The organism is Bacillus sp. DJP31, assembly GCF_049310945.1.
GTDB lineage: Bacteria > Bacillota > Bacilli > Bacillales > SA4 > Bacillus_BS.
The window spans coordinates 1-18720 of the sequence record NZ_JBMERO010000024.1 but is presented as its reverse complement, the minus strand read 5'-3'; the positions used below and the strand labels follow the sequence as shown (position 1 = coordinate 18720).

22 protein-coding genes and 2 pseudogenes are annotated in these 18720 nt (G+C 37.0%); 3 read left to right on the top strand and 21 right to left on the bottom strand.

Features of this window, described 5'->3' with window-relative positions; genetic code table 11:
* Positions 1-53: 53 nt before the first annotated feature.
* The 9 genes from ispE to metG form a co-directional block, all read right to left on the bottom strand.
* Positions 54-923 (bottom strand): 4-(cytidine 5'-diphospho)-2-C-methyl-D-erythritol kinase, encoded by an 870-nt coding sequence (gene ispE, locus ACOI1C_RS17645; RefSeq protein WP_422511914.1) that lies wholly within the window; start codon positions 921-923, stop codon positions 54-56.
* A 275-nt stretch (positions 924-1198) separates the two neighbouring features.
* The gene (locus tag ACOI1C_RS17640) at positions 1199-1387 is read right to left on the bottom strand and encodes a small, acid-soluble spore protein, alpha/beta type (protein WP_422511913.1); all 189 of its coding nucleotides are present in this window, start codon (positions 1385-1387) and stop codon (positions 1199-1201) included.
* A gap of 89 nt (positions 1388-1476) precedes the next feature.
* A complete protein-coding gene (gene veg / locus ACOI1C_RS17635) occupies positions 1477-1749 on the bottom strand; it encodes a biofilm formation stimulator Veg (RefSeq protein WP_422511912.1) in 273 nt (90 codons plus the stop codon).
* A gap of 230 nt (positions 1750-1979) precedes the next feature.
* The gene (gene yabG, locus ACOI1C_RS17630) at positions 1980-2858 is read right to left on the bottom strand and encodes a sporulation peptidase YabG (protein ID WP_422511911.1); all 879 of its coding nucleotides are present in this window, start codon (positions 2856-2858) and stop codon (positions 1980-1982) included.
* Positions 2859-3017: 159 nt separating this feature from the next.
* A complete protein-coding gene (rsmA, locus tag ACOI1C_RS17625; protein WP_422511947.1) occupies positions 3018-3851 on the bottom strand; it encodes a 16S rRNA (adenine(1518)-N(6)/adenine(1519)-N(6))-dimethyltransferase RsmA in 834 nt (277 codons plus the stop codon).
* Positions 3852-3889: 38 nt separating this feature from the next.
* Complete coding sequence (rnmV, locus tag ACOI1C_RS17620; protein ID WP_422511910.1) at positions 3890-4447, bottom strand: ribonuclease M5; 558 nt, start codon at positions 4445-4447, stop codon at positions 3890-3892.
* Positions 4448-4605: 158 nt separating this feature from the next.
* The gene (locus ACOI1C_RS17615) at positions 4606-5790 is read right to left on the bottom strand and encodes a ubiquitin-like domain-containing protein (protein ID WP_422511909.1); all 1185 of its coding nucleotides are present in this window, start codon (positions 5788-5790) and stop codon (positions 4606-4608) included.
* 237 nt (positions 5791-6027) lie between these two features.
* Complete coding sequence (locus tag ACOI1C_RS17610) at positions 6028-6795, bottom strand: TatD family hydrolase (RefSeq protein WP_422511908.1); 768 nt, start codon at positions 6793-6795, stop codon at positions 6028-6030.
* Between the two features lie 189 nt (positions 6796-6984).
* Positions 6985-8940, bottom strand: coding sequence for a methionine--tRNA ligase (metG, locus tag ACOI1C_RS17605; protein ID WP_422511907.1), 1956 nt, complete (start codon positions 8938-8940; stop codon positions 6985-6987).
* Positions 8941-9460: 520 nt separating this feature from the next.
* Between metG and ACOI1C_RS17600 the strand changes: the two genes are divergently transcribed.
* On the top strand, positions 9461-9742 hold the full coding sequence (locus tag ACOI1C_RS17600) for an AbrB/MazE/SpoVT family DNA-binding domain-containing protein (protein ID WP_422511906.1): 282 nt from the start codon (positions 9461-9463) through the stop codon (positions 9740-9742).
* A 39-nt stretch (positions 9743-9781) separates the two neighbouring features.
* Here ACOI1C_RS17600 and rsmI read toward each other — a convergent pair whose 3' ends face one another.
* From rsmI to ACOI1C_RS17550, 10 genes are all read right to left on the bottom strand, one after another.
* A complete protein-coding gene (gene rsmI / locus ACOI1C_RS17595; protein ID WP_422511905.1) occupies positions 9782-10654 on the bottom strand; it encodes a 16S rRNA (cytidine(1402)-2'-O)-methyltransferase in 873 nt (290 codons plus the stop codon).
* A gap of 71 nt (positions 10655-10725) precedes the next feature.
* A complete protein-coding gene (locus ACOI1C_RS17590) occupies positions 10726-11469 on the bottom strand; it encodes a tRNA1(Val) (adenine(37)-N6)-methyltransferase (protein ID WP_422511904.1) in 744 nt (247 codons plus the stop codon).
* Between the two features lie 197 nt (positions 11470-11666).
* Complete coding sequence (yabA, locus tag ACOI1C_RS17585; protein ID WP_422511903.1) at positions 11667-12023, bottom strand: DNA replication initiation control protein YabA; 357 nt, start codon at positions 12021-12023, stop codon at positions 11667-11669.
* 12 nt (positions 12024-12035) lie between these two features.
* A complete protein-coding gene (locus tag ACOI1C_RS17580; protein WP_422511902.1) occupies positions 12036-12863 on the bottom strand; it encodes a PSP1 domain-containing protein in 828 nt (275 codons plus the stop codon).
* A gap of 1 nt (position 12864) precedes the next feature.
* Positions 12865-13854 (bottom strand): DNA polymerase III subunit delta', encoded by a 990-nt coding sequence (gene holB, locus ACOI1C_RS17575; RefSeq protein ID WP_422511901.1) that lies wholly within the window; start codon positions 13852-13854, stop codon positions 12865-12867.
* Between the two features lie 14 nt (positions 13855-13868).
* Complete coding sequence (locus tag ACOI1C_RS17570) at positions 13869-14309, bottom strand: YaaR family protein (protein WP_422511900.1); 441 nt, start codon at positions 14307-14309, stop codon at positions 13869-13871.
* 17 nt (positions 14310-14326) lie between these two features.
* Positions 14327-14656, bottom strand: coding sequence for a cyclic-di-AMP receptor (locus tag ACOI1C_RS17565; protein WP_422511899.1), 330 nt, complete (start codon positions 14654-14656; stop codon positions 14327-14329).
* A gap of 167 nt (positions 14657-14823) precedes the next feature.
* Positions 14824-15465 (bottom strand): dTMP kinase, encoded by a 642-nt coding sequence (tmk, locus tag ACOI1C_RS17560; RefSeq protein WP_422511898.1) that lies wholly within the window; start codon positions 15463-15465, stop codon positions 14824-14826.
* Complete coding sequence (locus ACOI1C_RS17555) at positions 15462-16910, bottom strand: aminotransferase class I/II-fold pyridoxal phosphate-dependent enzyme (RefSeq protein WP_422511897.1); 1449 nt, start codon at positions 16908-16910, stop codon at positions 15462-15464. Before ACOI1C_RS17555 ends, tmk begins: the two co-directional genes overlap by 4 nt.
* Before the next feature lie 358 nt (positions 16911-17268).
* Positions 17269-17472 carry a sigma factor G inhibitor Gin gene (locus tag ACOI1C_RS17550; RefSeq protein ID WP_422511896.1) on the bottom strand — a complete coding sequence of 68 codons (204 nt, stop codon included), beginning with the start codon at positions 17470-17472 and terminating at the stop codon, positions 17269-17271.
* Positions 17473-17880: 408 nt separating this feature from the next.
* Here ACOI1C_RS17550 and ACOI1C_RS17545 point away from each other — a divergent pair, with 408 nt between their 5' ends.
* Positions 17881-18015, top strand: a complete 135-nt coding sequence (locus ACOI1C_RS17545) for a hypothetical protein (protein ID WP_422511895.1) — start codon at positions 17881-17883, stop codon at positions 18013-18015.
* 159 nt (positions 18016-18174) lie between these two features.
* On the opposite strand, the gene ACOI1C_RS17540 is transcribed toward ACOI1C_RS17545, so the two are convergent.
* Together ACOI1C_RS17540 and ACOI1C_RS17535 are read right to left on the bottom strand one after the other, a co-directional pair.
* Positions 18175-18309, bottom strand: coding sequence for a hypothetical protein (locus tag ACOI1C_RS17540; protein ID WP_422511894.1), 135 nt, complete (start codon positions 18307-18309; stop codon positions 18175-18177).
* A pseudogene (locus ACOI1C_RS17535) lies at positions 18309-18458 on the bottom strand (IS21 family transposase); the annotation flags it as partial. The gene ACOI1C_RS17540 and the pseudogene ACOI1C_RS17535, both read right to left, overlap by 1 nt.
* Before the next feature lies 1 nt (position 18459).
* On the opposite strand from ACOI1C_RS17535, the pseudogene ACOI1C_RS17530 reads away from it, so the two are divergent.
* Positions 18460-18720, top strand: a pseudogene (locus tag ACOI1C_RS17530) (ATP-binding protein); the annotation flags it as partial.

The window sequence follows — 18720 nt, the reverse complement described above, 5'->3', positions numbered from 1 at the left end:
CTCACCACCTTAAATCCGAATATTATAAGATAATATAACATTTATATACGGATTTAATCAAGATGGTTTATGTCTCCAAGCATTCTTACCGCATATACTTGGTCACAAAATCCCCTTAAACCATTGTAAACACGTTGCAATCTTGAGTCATGATGAACAAGACCAAATACAGTGGGTCCACTTCCACTCATTAAAACAGCATCTGCTCCAAACTTTTTCATTTGATCCTTTATTTGAGCAACTTCTGGATGAAGTTTTAATGTCACATCTTCTAAAACATTTCCCATCAACTGACAAATCCCATCATAATCTTTATTAGTAATCGCTTGCACCATCCCACCAACATTCGGATGACGTACACTTGAAAGATCAAGCTGCCCGTATACTTCACCTGTCGAAACACCAATAGTCGGCTTGGCTAGGACGACCCAGCAATGAGGAGGGGGCTCAATATGATGGATCCTTTCTCCTCGACCTGTAGCTAAGGCTGTCCCACCATAAACACAGAAGGAAACATCTGAACCAATTTCAGAGCCAATCTCAGCTAGCTCATCTAAGCTTAGGTTCAATCCCCAAAGTTTATTAAGTCCTCTTAACGTTGCAGCTGCGTCACTACTACCACCCGCTAGACCAGCAGCTACTGGAATGGTTTTTGCGATGGTGATGGCAACACCTTTAGAAACATTAAATCGCTCCTTCAACACATTTGCTGCTTGATAGGCTAAATTCCGGTTGTCATCAGGAACAAACCGGTTGTGTGAGCTTATTTTTATTTGATTTGAATCTAAAAGAGCAAGCTCAACCCTATCAGCTAAGTCGATTGTGGTCATGACCATTTCCACTTCGTGATATCCATCCTCTCTTTTACGGAGGACATCTAAGGAAAGGTTTATTTTGGCTGGTGCCTTAACTAGGATTCTCAAACTATCACCTACTTTACGAACTTCCATTTATTCCGATATTGTACCATAAAACATCTGACGAATAACTAACACTAAGTCAACTTTTAACAAAAGTATGGTTAAAACAAGCCTATTATAAACATAGACGATGGAAAAGCAGTGAAATCAGATCTAAAATAGCACTAAGTTGTATAAATTTCTTCTAGCTAGGACCGGAGCTTATTAATAAACTATTGAAAAAACCATGTAAAATACAAAAAAGACGCCTCGGTTCTCCTTGAGGCGTCTGTCGTAGCTTATGATTGGTTATGTTGTTTTTGTAGTAGTTGATTTTGTGCCATTTCGACTGCACGTTTTACCATGCTGCCAGCCTCTTTTGAAGTTATTCCTCCCCAACCAGTTTGCTGGACTATATCATAAAATCCTAGCTCCTTGGCAAGTTCGTCTTTAAAATGCTCAGACATAACTCCTCTACGTCTACTCATACGAAAAACAGCTCCTTTCCAATACTACGACATCACTAGTATTGGAAAGGAGCTGTTTAAATTATTGTTCCTAATTTATCCAGTTGAAATTATTGAACTGAAAGTGCAATGCTTCCAATGGTTTTATCATCAAAAAAGGTTAATTCTACCGTTTCTGTTAGTACATCTGCATAGCTGTATGAAACACGTTCAAAGGAATTCTCATCTTGGTCTAGTTCGATGACAAAAACAGCTGGATAGGTTTCGGCAAGTACACCTGAACGTTCGATTGTCTTTCTACGCCCACCATTTGCCCGAAGAGTTAAACGTCTACCTAAGTTACCGTCAAGAGCTTGTTTTATTTCCAACAATGTTTTACCCATGTCACTCCACCTCGCTATGTTAATAATAGTAGCATAAACCAGACCGAAAGTCAAACAAACGATAAATTATAACAATGAATAAGAAGCGTTGTCAATTACTAAAATTCAACAAATTTTTAATCTAACGTAAGTATTTTGTCTATATCCGACAGATCTATGCATAAATTCGTCGATTTTTATTTTTTGCCCAAATCAAAAAAACCCTAATGCATGTATCATTAGAGTATAATTCATTCGTCATGTTGTTTAAATGGCATTCCCGTTCGTAAAACTCCTCTAGTCTCAATACCACCAAGCCCCTTGTCTCCTGTTAATGTATTTCGTACAACGTCCCAAACGTTAATACGATCCATAAATGGAGTGAAACTAATCTTTGCTACGATATAAACCGGGTCGAGTGCATGGATATTGACTCTTGATGGTGAACTTGCAAAGTTTGCTCCTGCCCGTATCAACGACTCGAAGTGAGATTGACAAGCTCCAGCAAAAATAACAAGCTGATCTAAGTGTGGAACCTTTTTTCTTGCCTCTATAACGGTTTGGACAAAATCCCTTGAATGACGGTACGCCTTTAAATCATTGACTTTACCTTTTGATTTTGAATAGGCATCATGCCCTGTTATGACGAGAATATCTGGTCTAATTTGTTCTAATAACGAAACAATCCGCTCAGGCATCTCTACTTCACTACAGTGAACACCATATACAGGAACTCCAATTTTCTCATATAAGGCTAAGCACTTTTTTAAGTATGTGTGATCACCATCTAAGTGAAGAACCTTTCCAGGCATTTGGAAGAAATCATTAGTTGCACTATAGCCGCTAGTAGCTTCATATTCATTCTTTTCCCTTATTAAATGATAATCTTGCTTAAATAAAGTAAAGGAGTTATCCTGCTTTTCTTTCTCAATATTATGATATTGCTTTCGCTCGTCATCATCTAACAGCTTTAGATCTGAGAATGGAGCATCCGCAATTAGTCTAAAGTCCTCACCGTATAAGACTGCCTTTTTTCCTTTGTTGAGCTCATCCTTTATCTCAATGACTCTAAATAACACGTCGCAATTATATGACAACCGCGCCACCCTTGCCCCTACATCTACGATCATTATTCTCCCTCCCATATGTTATGGGGATTCACTAAAAGCATAATTAATCCTCTCCATAGCCTATGGGATATTATAAATAAAGTGCATACGTAAGGTTTGTTTTCTTAAAAAACAAAAGACCCAGCATCATGCCAGGTCTTTGTCAGGTAAGCTTATGATTTAAATTTTACGACTATATAAAGCATTGCTGAGACGACCGAAATCTTCAATGGAAAGTGATTCTCCTCTTCGCTCAGGAGCAATATTCACTTCTCCAAGGGCTTCAATAATTTGGTCTTTAGAAAACCATTGAGGTAGACTGTGGATTAGATTATTTAGAATCGTCTTCCTCCTTTGAGCAAAGCTTCCTCGAACAACTGTGAAGAAGAAATCTTCATCTTCCACAGAGACCGCTGGATGCTCGCGTCGCATTAAACGAATTACAGCTGAGTCCACGTTAGGCTGAGGGATGAATACTGTCCTGGGCACGGTAAGAACAGTTCTAGCTTCTGTATAATATTGAACAGCAATCGAGAGTGACCCGTAGGCCTTCGAGTTGGGGGCTGCTGTCATTCTATCTGCCACTTCCTTTTGAAGCATGACCACAATACCTTTTAGAGGCAATCTCTCTTCTAAAAGTTTCATTAGGATTGGTGTTGTCACATAGTATGGGAGGTTTGCCACAACCATGATGTCCTTTATCTCTTCGAATTCAGTTTGTATCACATCTTTCACATTAGCTTTAAGAACATCCTCGTGAATGATTTTTACATTTGGATAGGGAGATAATGTATCTTCTAATATAGGTAATAAACGTTGATCAATTTCAAATGCCACTACCTTCTTTGCTCTTTTTGCTAACTGCTCTGTAAGAGCACCTATTCCAGGTCCAATTTCAATTGCGCCTCTTTCATCATTGAGTTCTGCAATATCAACTATGTTATTTAATATATTCGTATCAATGATGAAGTTTTGCCCTAGACTTTTCTTAAAGGAAAACCCATATTTCTTCATTATTTCTTTTGTTCGAGTGGGGGTTGCTATATCTTTTATCACTTAATTTCCTCCTGAAGCACTTGTTTTATTGCTTGCTCAAATTGTTCTCTAGGGATTTGAAACATCATTAAGCGTTTGTAGAGCTGTTTTCCATTTGTATAACCAATCTTTAGCAAGATACCTAGCTTTTCTCTTCGACTTTTTGCTTTTTCACCCGCAATTAGTCCTAAATAGATCAATTCGTCCCAACCAATCTCTTCCTTAATTTCGATCATTTCTTGCTGAACCTCTAAAAGAGCAGCCCTAATTACATCAATTCTTGCGTGTTCAACTCCTACCTTTTTATTTTTTTTATCTAAAGCATCCTGCTTGCGAATAAATGCATGCTTGCAGCCCGGAACATTCTGTGCGACAATTTTCCTTATTTTTTCACCCGGATAATCTGGATCTGTAAAAATAATGACTCCTCTGGTTTCTTGTGCTAGCCTTATTTTCTGTAAGGTGACCTCATTAATGGCTGAACCGTTTGTTTCAATTGTATCAGCATCTACTGCTCTTTGAATGGCCGTTGTGTCGTCTTTACCTTCAACCACAATAATTTCTTTTATTTTCATTTTTTCCTCCGAAGCTTGAAACCTTTATTCGTATTGTTACGTCTTATGTAGTAGATAATACATTTCCTAAAAACTATATCTTTTTTGTATCCCTTTCTATTATAGCGTAAAAACGAAAAAAAACAGGGGAACATAATCCCCTGTAGAAGGTACCATATTTATTTTAATATCTTGATTTTAACCCTTTTATTTCCCCATCTAAAAGCTTCAGTTGTTGTAGGAAAGAAGACATCAATCTTATGGCCTCTAATAGCAGACCCAGTGTCCCCAGCAATTGCGTAACCGTATCCTTCAACATATACCTTTGTACCTAAAGGAATAACACTTGGATCTACAGCAATTACTTTAACATTTGGGTTAGACTTTAAGTTGATACCCGTTTTCGTAACTCCTGAACAACCATTGCAAAATGCGGTGAAAGCTGTTGAACTAACATAGAATTCATTCGCGACTTCACCACTACCTCTAGAAACCTGAGGCTGTTGAACCACTTTTGTTCCAACGGCTACAACACGGTCCTTACTCTCTGCTACTGTCTCTGTCTTAATTAATTCTCTCGATACTTCTTTACCATTTTCAATGATTACTTCAAAATGCTTTGCAATTTTACCATTTAGTCCTTGATCAAGTACCTTTTGTGTTCCTTTTGTCAAATTAGAGTCTTTCTTTGTAACAACAGCATAATCTACGGATTCTTCCACTACATCGGTGACCTTTTCAACTCTCGTTACGGAAACGGTAGAGTCTGCTTGAACCAGTGCTTCTGTGCCTGGTTCAATACGGTCTAAATCATTTAGTGTTACTTTTTGCTGTTCTAAAAGGTCAGCGACAGTAGTCGAAGTCGTCCATATCTGCTTTTCTTCTCCGCCGACATTTAAGGTTAGTTGAAATGCGCTTTCAACTATTATCTTCATCTGTGCCTTGATTGAAGCATTGAGTCCTGGCTCTACTTTATCATGTTCTGTTACATTGATTGCTTGTGCTTCTAATAAGTCTTGCACTGATTCCGTTGTCGTCCATATCTTGGTTGATTCTTTATTTATGACTAGATCGACTGGAACAGCAGCTTTCCAAATGATTTTTGTATCATTTTTTATGACGGATTCTAAGCTTGGTTCGATATAATCTTCTTCCCTTAACTCGATTGCTTGTTCTGCTAAAACATCTGCAACTGTATTTGCATGCGTTTTAACGGCTGTTTCCTCACCATTTAATGTCAGGGTAACCGATTGCTTCGTCCACTCATAAGCTCCATAGCCTATAAGCCCTGCAAAAACTAGGAAACTACTAACAATCATAACAAGTTTTTTTGTCGTCATAGATTCAGAAAACTGCTTTTTCATGTTGTTAATCCCGATGAAAAACGCCTCCTTCTCTCCCTGAGAAATTATAAGGAGTTAAAGTGTATTTGTCAAACTAGCCCCCCGCCTGAGACTGTAAGCCCTATTATAGCAACTCATCCTAAAATAGAAAGGAAGACTTGTCGACAAGTTTATCCTATGAAAAGATAGAGTTTTGTAGAACTTATTTGGATCGTTTACAATAGGACAAGGTTTGTTTTGTTTCGACAAGTTTTTTTACTAGAGTAGACCAAATATTTGACGAGCATTGTCGTATGTTTTATGGACAAGCTCTTCATATGAAATTCCTTTTAACTCTGCCAGTTCCTTAGCTACTAAAGACACATAGCTTGGTTCATTCCTTTTTCCACGAAATGGATGTGGTGTTAGGTAGGGACAATCCGTCTCAATCAACAATCGATCTAACGGAATTTCTCTCGCAACTTCCTTCGTTTTTTTAGCATTCTTAAACGTTACGGGTCCACCAAAGGAAATATAGAAATTCATGTCTATACATTCATTGGCTACTTCAAGGCTGCCAGTAAAACAATGCATAATTCCACCAACCTCAGAAGCCTTTTCTTCCTTCAGAACATCAAGAATATCCTGAGTGGCCTCGCGGTTATGAATGATAATCGGCAGCTTCACTTTACGAGCTAAGCGAATTTGTTTGCGAAAAACCTCTATTTGGATCTCTTTTGGAGACTTATCCCAATAATAATCAAGTCCCATTTCCCCTAGTGCAACTACTTTGGGATGAGCAGAAAGCTTTTCAATCCAAGTTAGATCTTCATCTGTCATATCTATCGCATCTACTGGATGCCATCCAATGGCAGCATAAAGGAATGAGTGGGTTTCAACCAATTCAATCGCTTTGTTAATGGTTGACCTATCAAAACCAACCACAACCATATTTTTTACACCTTCATCTAAGGCCCGCTCTATCACTTCTTCTAGGTCTTCTTTATATTGATCAGCATTTAGATGAACGTGAGTATCAAATAACATAGACAATCTCCTTCTCTATTTTATCATAGAATTCTTTTACATAGCTTGCACTTACTTTACAGTTTCATTACAAATCCAGGTTCTTCAGTAATCCTAGTAAAGTAAAAGGATTAAATTACTATTTAAAGTATAAGAAAATGAATAAATAGGTGTTCTAATAAGAACACCTATTATCCGCATGGTTTTGAACTATTTTACCTTAGAACCATTTGGCAAACTTTGATCAACAGTAGCTAACGAAAGAATGCCATCTTTTTCTCCTGCAAGGATCATACCTTCTGATAATTCTCCTCTTAATGTTACAGGCTTAAGATTCGTTACACATATCACTTTTTTACCAATCATCTCTTCTGGCTTATAAAACTTGGCAATCCCTGAAACAACTTGCCTCTTTTCATAGCCTAAGTCCAATTGGATTTTCAAAAGTTTATCTGCCTTTTTTACTGGTTCCGCGAAGGTGACCTCAGCCACTCGTAATTCTACTTTCATGAACTCATCAATAGAAATCTCAGGTAAAGCTTCAATCTCGGCAGTCTTAACTGATTCTTCCTGTATGGAGACCGTCCCTTGCATTTGTTGTTTAATATACTCCACTTCATCTTTTAAATCTAAGCGCGGAAATATAGGGTTTCCTTGAACGACCTTTGTTCCCTCTGGCACAATTCCATATTGATCCATAGTATCCCACGAAGTGACTTCTGAATCTTGGATACCAAGTTGTTCCCATACGAGCTTAGGGGTTCTAGTTAAGAACGGTTGAAGCATAATTGATACGTTTCTTAGTGATTCAACAAGATGGGTCATAACTGAGCCAAGAACGACACTCTGAGAATCATCCTTCGCAATTACCCATGGTTGTGTTTCATCTATATATTTATTGGTTCGTGAAACTAACCCCCAGATAACACTCAGTGCAACAGAAAACTGCATTTCCTCCATTGCCTCTTCAACTTTCTGCTTCGTTTCCTTTGTTAAATTCTCAAGCTGTTCGTCATATTCATTGTGTGTACCTGTATATACAGGTACAACCCCATCAAAGTATTTTTGAATCATTGCGACTGTTCGATTTAATAAGTTTCCTAAATCGTTCGCTAAATCAAAGTTTATTCTTTCAATAAATCCTTCTGGCGTAAAGACACCATCAGATCCAAATGGAACTTCTCTTAGCAAGTAGTACCTTAGGGAATCTAATCCATAACGGTCAATTAATGTAACGGGGTCCACAACATTTCCTTTTGACTTGGACATTTTTCCATCCTTCATTAATAGCCAACCGTGGGCAAATACCTTTTTGGGTAGAGGTAAATCTAATGCCATGAGCATAATTGGCCAATAAATGGTATGGAAACGGACAATTTCTTTCCCAACTAAATGAACATTTGCAGGCCAGAATTTTTGATAGTTCTCCTCATTGTCTGTGCCATATCCTAGTGCTGTTATATAGTTCGATAGAGCATCAATCCATACATAAATGACATGCTTTGAATTACCTGGGACCTTTATTCCCCAGTCAAACGTTGTTCTGGACACAGCTAAATCCTCAAGTCCAGGTTTGATAAAGTTATTAATCATTTCATTTTTTCTTGACTCAGGTTGGATGAATCCAGGGTTTTCTTCATAAAATTGCAAAAGTCGATCTGCGTATTTGCTCATCCTAAAGAAGTAAGACTCTTCTTTTACCTTTTCAACAGCACGTTTACAATCAGGGCACTTTTCATCTTCTAACTGTCTTTCCGTGTAAAACGATTCACACGGTGTACAATACCAGCCCTCATATTCATCTATGTAGATATCACCTTGTTCCACTAACCGTGCAAATATTTTCTCCACTACTTGGACATGTCGATCCTCTGTGGTTCTAATAAAATCATCATGGGTAATCTCAAGCTTCTCCCAAAGCTCCTTTATGCCTGACACAATATCATCTACATATTTTTGTGGAGTTACTCCTTTTTCTTCCGCATTTCGTTGAATCTTTTGACCATGCTCATCCGTACCCGTTAGATAATGAACATCGAATCCTCTTAACCTTTTATAGCGTGCCATGGCATCCCCTGCAACTGTTGTATAGGCATGTCCAATATGTAATTTTCCACTTGGATAATAGATCGGCGTTGTAATATAAAAAGTCTTCTTGTTTGTCATTTACATAACCTCCATCACTTTAAAACTAAAATATTTTTAACCCATTATCATCTTATCAAAGCTTGTCCAAACAACAAACTAAATTACTGAAATTACCCACATTATATGAGTTCCTACTCCTACAATCATCTATTCCTACTATAATAAAAAATTATACATTTTCCTAGGATGTCGCTACATAATTTGTTTGCTTTATCCAATATGTGGGTAAAGTCTTAGTAGAGTTTGGAACTTTGTTGAAATATTTGTCGAAAAACTATTGAATATTGTCGAAGTATCATTATAATTAAGCTTGTATGGATTTGAAAAAAAGTAAAAAGATGTATGCACTAAAATCTATACATACTATTACCTTCAGTATTCATTGAGTTTTTCAATGAAAATTTCACATCTTTTTATAAAAGAAGAGATTGACGAATATGTCAATCACTGGTATTATAAAGATACAGCACGTGTCGAATAATGACGAAAAACAATGAAATTTGTATAAAGAGGGAAATAGGAGAGGGGAAGTTCAAATATGAAATCTACAGGTATTGTTCGTAAGGTTGATGAATTAGGTCGTGTGGTTATTCCAATAGAATTAAGACGTACATTAGGTATTGCAGAGAAAGATGCTTTAGAAATTTATGTTGATAACGAAAAAATTATTTTAAAGAAATATAAAGCAAACATGACTTGCCAAGTAACTGGTGAAATTAATGATGAAAACATCTCCCTTGCTGGTGGGAAAATCATTCTTAGCCGCGAAGGTGCAGAGCAAATTTTATCCGAAATCCAAAACAGCTTAACTTCAAAATAATAAAGAAGAGCATCTCTAGATACCCTAGGATGCTCTTTTTTATTTGATATGAAATTCTTCATATACTTCTCGTTTTTGTACTTTTCGATCCATTGATACTTGTTTAATAGCTTCTTTTGAGGACATGTTCTGTTGCTCTATATACAATTCTATGTGTTCTTTAACAGACATGCTTTTCCACCAAATTTCTTCATTTGTAACCTCATCCTCAGTTGATCCCTCAACCAATAAACAGCATTCACCTTTTACTTCAGTGTTCTCTAGATACTCCTTCACTTCGCCAACTGTTCCTCTTATAAACTCTTCGAACTTTTTTGTAAGCTCTCTACTAATGACGATTCGTCGCTCCCCTAACATTTCACCTAAGACGTTAATGGTTTCCTTTAGTCTATGGGGTGACTCATAGAATATCATCGTACTACGTATTGTTCTCAATCGTTCTAATTCTTTTTTCTTGTCTTTCTTTTGACGGGGAAGAAACCCAAAGAAAAAGAATGTTTGAGGAGGTAATCCAGAAGCTATTAAAGCTGTTAGTGCGGCGTTTGCACCCGGAAGAGGAATAACAGGAAATGCATTTTCAAGTGCTAGAATCACTAATTCATAGCCAGGGTCTGATATGGTTGGCATACCCGCGTCACTGACTAGGGCAATTCTCTTACCATCCTTTAAGTCCTCCAGAAGACGATTACCGCTTTTTTCCTTATTATGCTCATGGTAGCTAATTATAGGTGTTGTTATTTCGTAATAATTACACAGCTTTCTTGTAACCCTCGTATCTTCTGCAGCTATAAGGTGTGCCTCTTTTAGAATCCGAATGGCACGGAAGGTCATATCCTCAAGATTGCCAATCGGTGTAGGCACTAAATACAAGGCTGCTCCTTCTTCATTATGAAAACTTTTTTGCTGTAACATTTTCAACACTTCTTTCTAGTAGATATTACTCTATATTTCATCTATTTAGCTCCATTGCAACTTCAAAAAAATCACTTTTCCCCATAAAGTATTAAATGTAACTCCTTTGTATACTCTCCACTTTCATTATAGACTATCAGTGGTGGTAAAACCTTTAAATCTGGATGACCATCCTTAATTCCCTCTATAAGAATGGTGTTTGCATCTCTCCCAAGCTTTGGGTAGACAAACTGAAGTCTCTTTGGCTCTAACCGATAGGTTCTCATCAATGTCAAGATATCTAATAATCGTCCTGGACGATGCACGAAGGCTACCTTCCCCCCTGGACGAACAAGCTGACTGCTTACTCGTACAACATCTTCTAAGTTGCAATAGATCTCATGTCTAGCAATAGCCAAATGTTCGTTATTATTTTTTTCACTACTAGGCGGAGTAGGGAAATATGGAGGATTACAGGTTACAATATCATATTTTCCATGTCCTAACTTTAATGGCATGTCTTTAATATTTCCTTGTATAATATTAATTTGACCCTCAAGTTGATTATATTCAATACTCCGCTTTGCCATTTTATAGATTCTTTCTTGAATCTCGACACCTGTAATAGCTCCTTTTGTACGGGAGCTTAGCAGAAGGGGGATCACACCGTTTCCTGTACATAGATCGATTAAATTCCCTTTTTGAATGGGTACGTACACAAAACGAGCTAATAGGACCGTATCGAGTGAAAAGGCAAAGACAGACGGGCTTTGAATGATTCTTAAGTCTTCTGCTAGCAAGTAATCTAATCGTTCATCATCATGCAGTTCAACCATTTATTTTATCCCCCTTTCCTTAAACTTAATTTATTCATTCAATTTATAACAAATTAATTAGGTAAATACTAGTTTATCATTCAACTCTTATGAAGAAATAATGCTAAAGCCATTAATTATTATGAATATCTATACTGAGTCAAACAAAGTCATCTATGAAAAACAACCTTTCCTATACCAGGAAAGGCCATACTTGGTCACTTTTTATTTAAGAAGGATAGACAGAATAAACAATCTCCTTCTTTTCTGATACTACCATAATGAACATTACAAATGTGAAAGCCTTCATGATAGAGTCTTGCCAGATTATCATAACCTTCACCGATATCCACAGGTTTTAATTCTTTCAAGTCATCTTGATCAATTTGCTTTTGTTCTTCCTCGACCAATGCTCGGTCAAGACGATTTCGCAAATGTTCGTTTTCTATTCTAATATGATTGTTTTCTTCAACTAGCTCGGCTAAATGTAATTTAAATTCACTGAGTTGTTTAGTTAAATGGCCGATCTGGTCTTCCATGCTACTAACAGAGTTCAATATCTCTTTTTTATCCACTTGCAACACCTCTTAATCTGTAGCTTGGATAGAAACGGCTCCTTCACGGATTAACTCATCAAGTGTATATTCAACAACGCTTTCCTTGTCGGAAAGTTCTACTTGAATTAGACGTTCTAAAATATTTAACCCAATGACTCTTCCCCTCCCATTGGGTGTTTCAATTGACTCGCCCATATCTGGAAGTGCTTCCTTTGCTGATTCATATTCATCGTTCTCATATTTTAGGCAGCACATCAATCGCCCGCAGAGCCCTGATATTTTAGAAGGATTTAATGACAAATTCTGATCTTTGGCCATCTTAATAGATACAGGCTCAAAGTCACCTAGGAATGTTGAACAACAGAGCATTCTTCCACAAGGACCGATACCACCAAGCATTTTCGCCTCGTCTCTTACACCAATCTGACGTAATTCTATTCTCGTGCGAAAAACAGCCGCTAGGTCTTTTACAAGTTCTCGAAAATCAACTCTACCATCTGCTGTAAAGTAGAAAATCACTTTATTCCGATCAAACGTATATTCGACATCAACGAGCTTCATATCTAAAGCATGCTCCAAAACCTTCTCTTCACAAACCTGATAAGCTTCTGTTGCAGCTTTTTTATTTTCTTCTACTGTCTGCTTATCCTTAGGATCCGCAATACGGATGACCTTTTTTAAAGGAAGAACAACATCTTCATCATCTACTTTTTTATTGCTTATAACAACTTTTCCATATTCAATTCCTCTTACTGTCTCAACAATAACAAATTCTTCATTTGGAATGTTGAACTCCCCTGGATCAAAATAATATATTTTACCCGCTTTTTTAAAGCGCACTCCAACTACATCATACAAGCTAGGATACCTCCTGCAAATTTAGTACCAATTGTTCCATCAACAATTGAGATTGAACATTAGCACTTAAGCGTTTCTTTGCCTCTAAAATTGCGCTCATGTTTTGAATGACACACTTTTGAGTCATTGGGAGGGCATGTTTTTTTAGTTGATTCATTTGATCGCTAAATACAACCGAATCTACTTCTCCAATGATTATTGAAAGTAAATCTCTATAGTAAACTAACAATAGATCTAGACCACGTTCAGTTTGTTCTCGATCTTTAAAGTGCAGGAGCCATTTCTCCTGTATAAAAAACAGACTTTGCTTAGAGTCTAATACTTCACATAATTGTAACACTACTTTTCTCGCCTCTGCAAACCAATCATCTTGAGTGAGAGCTAAAGCTTGATCTAGACTATTGGTTAGCTGAACAGCTAACCTCGCATGAACACTACTCACTCCTTGTAATTCAAGCTGTGACACAAGGATTTGTCTAGGTGCAGCTTGAAAGGAAAGTGATTGACATCTCGATATAATCGTGTCTAGCATCTGGTTTATTTGTTCCGTTAAAAGAATTGCGGTTGTATGTTGGTTTGGCTCTTCTAGAAACTTTAACAAACTATTAGAAGCATTTAAAGTCATTTTATCTGCATGATTTATGATATAAAATTTCTGCTTAGACTCTACACCTGTTTTTGAAAATTCCTCTTGTAGATGCTGAATTTGTTGCTTTTTTATAGATAATCCATCCGGTTCTACTATATGAATATCTGGGTGATTACCAGATTCAATTCTTCGGCAATTAACGCAAGTATGACACGGAGTCCATACCTGAGGATCCTTACAAAATAAAGTTTTTGCTAGGAATTTGGCAATCTCTTTTTTACCAGTCCCACGTTCACCATCAAATAAATAGGCGTGAGCTAATCTGTTCTTACTTAAGCTATTCGTCAGCATTTTTGTGACAACAGGCTGCTGGATAGATAAATCATCCCACGTCAATCTCATTGGTCATCACTCACTCACGTATATAAGTTAATAAGCAGGCCTTTGATTTCTCCTATTTTACCAAGAATATCAATTGCTTTACTCTCTTTTTTGACTACCTCATCGGCTAATTCGACTAACTTTTGATCAACTTGTTCAACTGTCTTTAATGTACGACTATGTCCACTAGCTGTCCAGCTATGAGATTGTTTCAAATCCATACCAAAATCTACAGCTTGCTTCACAAACTTTTTTACAAGGCTTTTATATTTCGCCAAGTCCTTAAAGTTTTGAGAACGGGAAAGCCGATCACCCTGATTACCTATCTCAGACATGAGTTTGTGAAGCTGCTCCATATGCAGCTTGTTTTCTTGCTTTTGAACAATCTCACCAAAACGTGATTGTCCATTCACTTGAATCTTAGACTCTTGTCGGCTCTTTTCCATTGTCGGTCGTATTTCTTGATTTATTTTCATGTGAGTAGCTACCTCCGTTAAAATTGGTGAAATCCTTCTACTGGCAAGACGAAAACAGTAGCACCACCAACTTCAACTTCCACTGGGTATGGTACATATGAATCAGCATTTCCTCCCATCGGCGAGATAGGAGCAACTAACTGTTCACGGTGCTTACAATTTTCTTTAATGATTTCTAGTGCCTTTGGTACACGAATATCATCCGTACCAATCAGAAACGTAGTATTCCCTGACTTTAAAAATCCACCTGTACTTGCCAATTTGGTCGCACGAAAATTTGACTTCACTAATGCACTTGATAGACGATTACTATCTTTATCTTGAATCACAGCCATAATTAGTTTCATCAATAAGTGCCTCCTCTATCTTAACACGTTTTCATGTTGTACACATTTTCTGATATATGGTAATTGTTTTGTCATTTGTACATCATTTTCCTTTATTATAAACAAGTTCAATCATTACTGAAACTGTTTTCATTGCTAATCTACCAAGGTTTGTGCCGTTCGACAAGTTATGACAAATAACTTGCGTCTATGTGCTCCTTAATAACCTCAATCGTATCAGTGAAAACCTTCTCCACGGTTTGAGCTGCGTTAATCTTTATGATTCTATGGGGATTTCTCTCAATGAGGATTTGATACCCATCTCTTACTTTATAATGAAAATCCATCTTCTCTAGATCTAGGCGATTTACCTCACGATTATGATTTTGGTTAATTCTCTTAAAGCCTTCCTCTGGATCTATATCAAAGTAGAGAGTCTTCGTTGGCATGGTTTTCTCAATCGCAAACTCGTTAATTAAGAGAACCTCTTCTATCCCTAGTCCTCTTGCATAGCCTTGATACGCAAGCGAACTATCAATAAACCGGTCACAAAGAACAATATACCCATCTTTAATGGCTGGTAAAACCTTTTCTATTAAATGTTGTCTTCTGGCTGCAGCGTAAAGTAAAGCTTCCGTGCGTCCATCCATCTCTACATTTTCTGGATTTAAGATAATGGAGCGAATTTGCTCAGCAATTCTACTACCACCTGGCTCTCTTGTGTACAAGACTTTAAAATTTTCCTTTTGTAGCTGTTCTACTACAAGTTGAACGATGGTTGTTTTACCAGCACCTTCTGGACCTTCAATTGATATAAATAGACCACTCATTTAATTTTCTCCTCTTTTTCACCTTCGTAGATGTTAATCTTGTTATTCACTAGACCGCCTTGAAACTTTGCCCCCATCTTCCCAAGGAACTCCAACTGTTCAAGGTGTTTACTTGTAATGATCTCCCCTTGCAGTAGTAACGGTATTCCAGGGGGATAAGGTACAATAGTCTGGGCCGAAACTTTATTAACACTTTCGTCAAGATGAACGGCTGCTGTCTTCATCGATTTTAACTCAAAATATGAAAGTGGATTCATTGATTGTATAGGTTCATTTGCTATATATCTTTTGTCTTCTTTCATTATAGTTGGCTCTATCCCTAGTAATGCCTGCTGAATTTTGAATGTAATCATGTTGATGTCGATCTCTTCTAACGGTAGAACACACAATACATTTAGTGGGTCCGCTAACTCGGTATAAATACCCGTATTCTCTAAAAGTGCCTGAATCTCATAGCCTGACAAACGACACCTGCTTTGTATTGTTACTTTCAAAGGGTCTTGTTGAATTTCTCGATTTGTCGATAGGATAACAGACAATTGAGGGATGCTTGATAGCTTTTCTCGAAACTCCTCATACTGCTGAACAATTCTAACGATACCCTGCTCTTTCTTATTTGCTAAATAATAACGAGCTAAATCTAGAGATGCCATGATTGGATAGGATGGGCTACTTGATTGTAACGATTTCAAATAAAAAGTCAGGCCTTCAATAGGTACTAACTCGCTTTGAAAATGAAGGAATGATCCCATTGTCATAGCAGGTAGCGTCTTGTGTGCAGATTGAACAACGATGTCAGCACCACATTTTATTGAGGACTCTGGAAAGGGACTTCCAACACCGAAATGAGCACCATGTGCTTCATCTACCAAGACCGGTACATCTATATCATGCGCACTTTTTATAATGTTTTTCAAATCATATGTATGACCATAATAGCTTGGATTTGTAAGGATAATAGCCTTTGCTTTTGGATACTTCTCTAGTGCCTGTATGACTTCTCTCTCATGGACATACGTTGGCACTTGGAAATCGGTATCGAACTCGGGTGAAAGAAATATAGGTCTAGCCCCAGCCAAAACAAGGGCATTCATGATGGATTTATGACAATTACGTTGAACGAGTACCAAGTCATTCTGCTGGCAAACAGCGAGAACCATAGATAGGTTTCCCACAGTTGTGCCATTTACTAAAAAAAAGGACCTCCTTGATTCATATAACGAAGAAAGTAAGTCTTCCGCTTCTAAAATGACTTCAGTTGGTTCATGTAGATCATCAAGCCCCGACAGTTCTGTCACATCGAGAGGGAGGATGCTTTTGTATGATTCGATCCCTTTATCCGGAAAAACTCTTCCATACTTATGTCCCGGTACATGTAAGGAAATAGGTCGTTTTTTAATATGATTCAGCAATGCGTCGTATAAAGGTGTATTTAGTTGATTCATCATACTTCCCTTTCTAATAGCTCTCTAAGTATTATACACTTTTAAAATAATTTGAGGCATAAGGAAAAGAGGAAGCTCCTTGATTAGACCCGATAAAGCAAAAGTTCTTATATCTGGTGATATTCTGTACAATTACAATAAAAAGCCGCCCAATTCACCCCCTCTTTAATTTAAATTTGAAGAAGGGGTATTCCTGGTAACATTTAGAGATTCAGAACATTTGACCTTGAATTGCATAAACATCACTTTGACAAGTCATGTTTTTGCGTAAGACAAATCATGGTACGGTAACCCTTATTCAGGAAGCTTTGGCTAGGCGCTGGAACAAGACAAAAAAAACCCTCGGAAGGGGAGGGAATTAAGAAAGTATCTTCGGTTTTGTGATCTTGCGCATCTGTTGTAAATAAAACTTATACATCGGATGGCTGGTCTGAGTATTGATCATTTCGTTCTCACATTCTATACATAAAAATGAGGTATAAACATGGATGCCCTTTTCTTTTTCTTGCTCACAAATCATACACGTTTCCCCAATAAATTCTCTTTTTCTCATGACACTCATTTACTCCACCTCCAGTACTAGCATTCCCAGATAACCTAAATGTATACACAATTTAAAATTCATTTAATTTTGTATCCTATAAATCCTATTGTATGTAAATACGTTTACTACTGTGTATGTCTTCACATAAAAAACACCATATTACTCAACCTTTTGTTCTAATAAAGGTACTACATATTCAATGCATGATTTTCTGCTAAATACTCATTATCTATTAATTCGTTTCTACGATTAAATACTTTTCTCTAGGTTCTTAACTTTATTTCGTTGGTTCCACATATCTACATCTTTTAATTTTTTAATTAAACGAAACTTCTGTTCTGAAGAAACTTTTACTTGCTCTTCTTCAGCCTAGGTATAAATAACGATCACCCTGAGAAATCTAAATAAAAGAAGGTGGGGTTATTTATGTTAAGTAAAGTTGTACTTTGGACGATGCTAATTGCTCCATGGTTCTCATTGTTCTTATTAAAGAAGGAAGATATTAAACGTTTTATGCCTGTAGCCATCTTGGCTGCTTTTTTAATGGTTCTTTATAATTAAGTGTCATGATTTAATCCAGAATCTAAAGCGTGCACGTATGGAAAATCGCTTAGAAGCTCGATTAAAACATTACACAAAATATCGATTTCTTATAATCGATGAACACCTTAACCATGGAATGAATCATATTTTTCTCTCGTACATCAATCTCATAATTCGTTAATTGACTAATGTTTCGACGAACGAAAGTTGATTATTAATGCTGAAGTCCACGACTTCATTTACATGTTGCGTCATTTGCTTACGCTTTAAATACTCTAGATTCTGCACTAATTGCTGAAAACTATTGTTCATCATTTATACACCTCGCCTATGGCAGCTAAATTTTGTTTGGCCAAATCATCGATATCTGGATAATAAGGAACGGCTTTGGATAGCTCTTCTTTGTAGTGTTCCTTCTTATAATTGATTTTCGATTGACTTAGGGAATGCTGCACAAGTAACATTGGTTATTTACCGATTGAAACTGAAGATGCAAAATTGTTCTTTCAGTTAATCGATATGCGATATGAAAAGCTTAGTACCATCCTGACAACGAACGTGAACTTTAAAGCGTGGGACGAAGTCTTCCAGGATACAAAGTTGGCAAATGCCATATTAGATCGTGTTTTACATCACGCAACAGTCGTTAGCATCGTTGGACAGTCATATCGCATCAAGAACCATTTGGATAAAGAAAACGAGGAATTTTGTGCATCTTTAAAC

Coding starts and splice junctions, on each gene's coding strand:
- ACOI1C_RS17640 (WP_422511913.1), bottom strand. CDS start 1,387: ATGAGTAGACGTAGAGGAGTTATGTCTGAGCATTTTAAAGACGAACTT.
- veg (WP_422511912.1), bottom strand. CDS start 1,749: ATGGGTAAAACATTGTTGGAAATAAAACAAGCTCTTGACGGTAACTTA.
- yabG (WP_422511911.1), bottom strand. CDS start 2,858: ATGATCGTAGATGTAGGGGCAAGGGTGGCGCGGTTGTCATATAATTGC.
- rsmA (WP_422511947.1), bottom strand. CDS start 3,851: ATGAAGAAATATGGGTTTTCCTTTAAGAAAAGTCTAGGGCAAAACTTC.
- rnmV (WP_422511910.1), bottom strand. CDS start 4,447: ATGAAAATAAAAGAAATTATTGTGGTTGAAGGTAAAGACGACACAACG.
- ACOI1C_RS17615 (WP_422511909.1), bottom strand. CDS start 5,790: ATGAAAAAGCAGTTTTCTGAATCTATGACGACAAAAAAACTTGTTATG.
- ACOI1C_RS17610 (WP_422511908.1), bottom strand. CDS start 6,795: ATGTTATTTGATACTCACGTTCATCTAAATGCTGATCAATATAAAGAA.
- metG (WP_422511907.1), bottom strand. CDS start 8,940: ATGACAAACAAGAAGACTTTTTATATTACAACGCCGATCTATTATCCA.
- ACOI1C_RS17600 (WP_422511906.1), top strand. CDS start 9,461: ATGAAATCTACAGGTATTGTTCGTAAGGTTGATGAATTAGGTCGTGTG.
- rsmI (WP_422511905.1), bottom strand. CDS start 10,654: ATGTTACAGCAAAAAAGTTTTCATAATGAAGAAGGAGCAGCCTTGTAT.
- ACOI1C_RS17590 (WP_422511904.1), bottom strand. CDS start 11,469: ATGGTTGAACTGCATGATGATGAACGATTAGATTACTTGCTAGCAGAA.
- holB (WP_422511901.1), bottom strand. CDS start 13,854: ATGAGATTGACGTGGGATGATTTATCTATCCAGCAGCCTGTTGTCACA.
- ACOI1C_RS17570 (WP_422511900.1), bottom strand. CDS start 14,309: ATGAAAATAAATCAAGAAATACGACCGACAATGGAAAAGAGCCGACAA.
- ACOI1C_RS17565 (WP_422511899.1), bottom strand. CDS start 14,656: ATGAAACTAATTATGGCTGTGATTCAAGATAAAGATAGTAATCGTCTA.
- tmk (WP_422511898.1), bottom strand. CDS start 15,465: ATGAGTGGTCTATTTATATCAATTGAAGGTCCAGAAGGTGCTGGTAAA.
- ACOI1C_RS17555 (WP_422511897.1), bottom strand. CDS start 16,910: ATGAATCAACTAAATACACCTTTATACGACGCATTGCTGAATCATATT.
- ACOI1C_RS17550 (WP_422511896.1), bottom strand. CDS start 17,472: ATGAGTGTCATGAGAAAAAGAGAATTTATTGGGGAAACGTGTATGATT.
- ACOI1C_RS17545 (WP_422511895.1), top strand. CDS start 17,881: ATGTTAAGTAAAGTTGTACTTTGGACGATGCTAATTGCTCCATGGTTC.
- ACOI1C_RS17540 (WP_422511894.1), bottom strand. CDS start 18,309: ATGAACAATAGTTTTCAGCAATTAGTGCAGAATCTAGAGTATTTAAAG.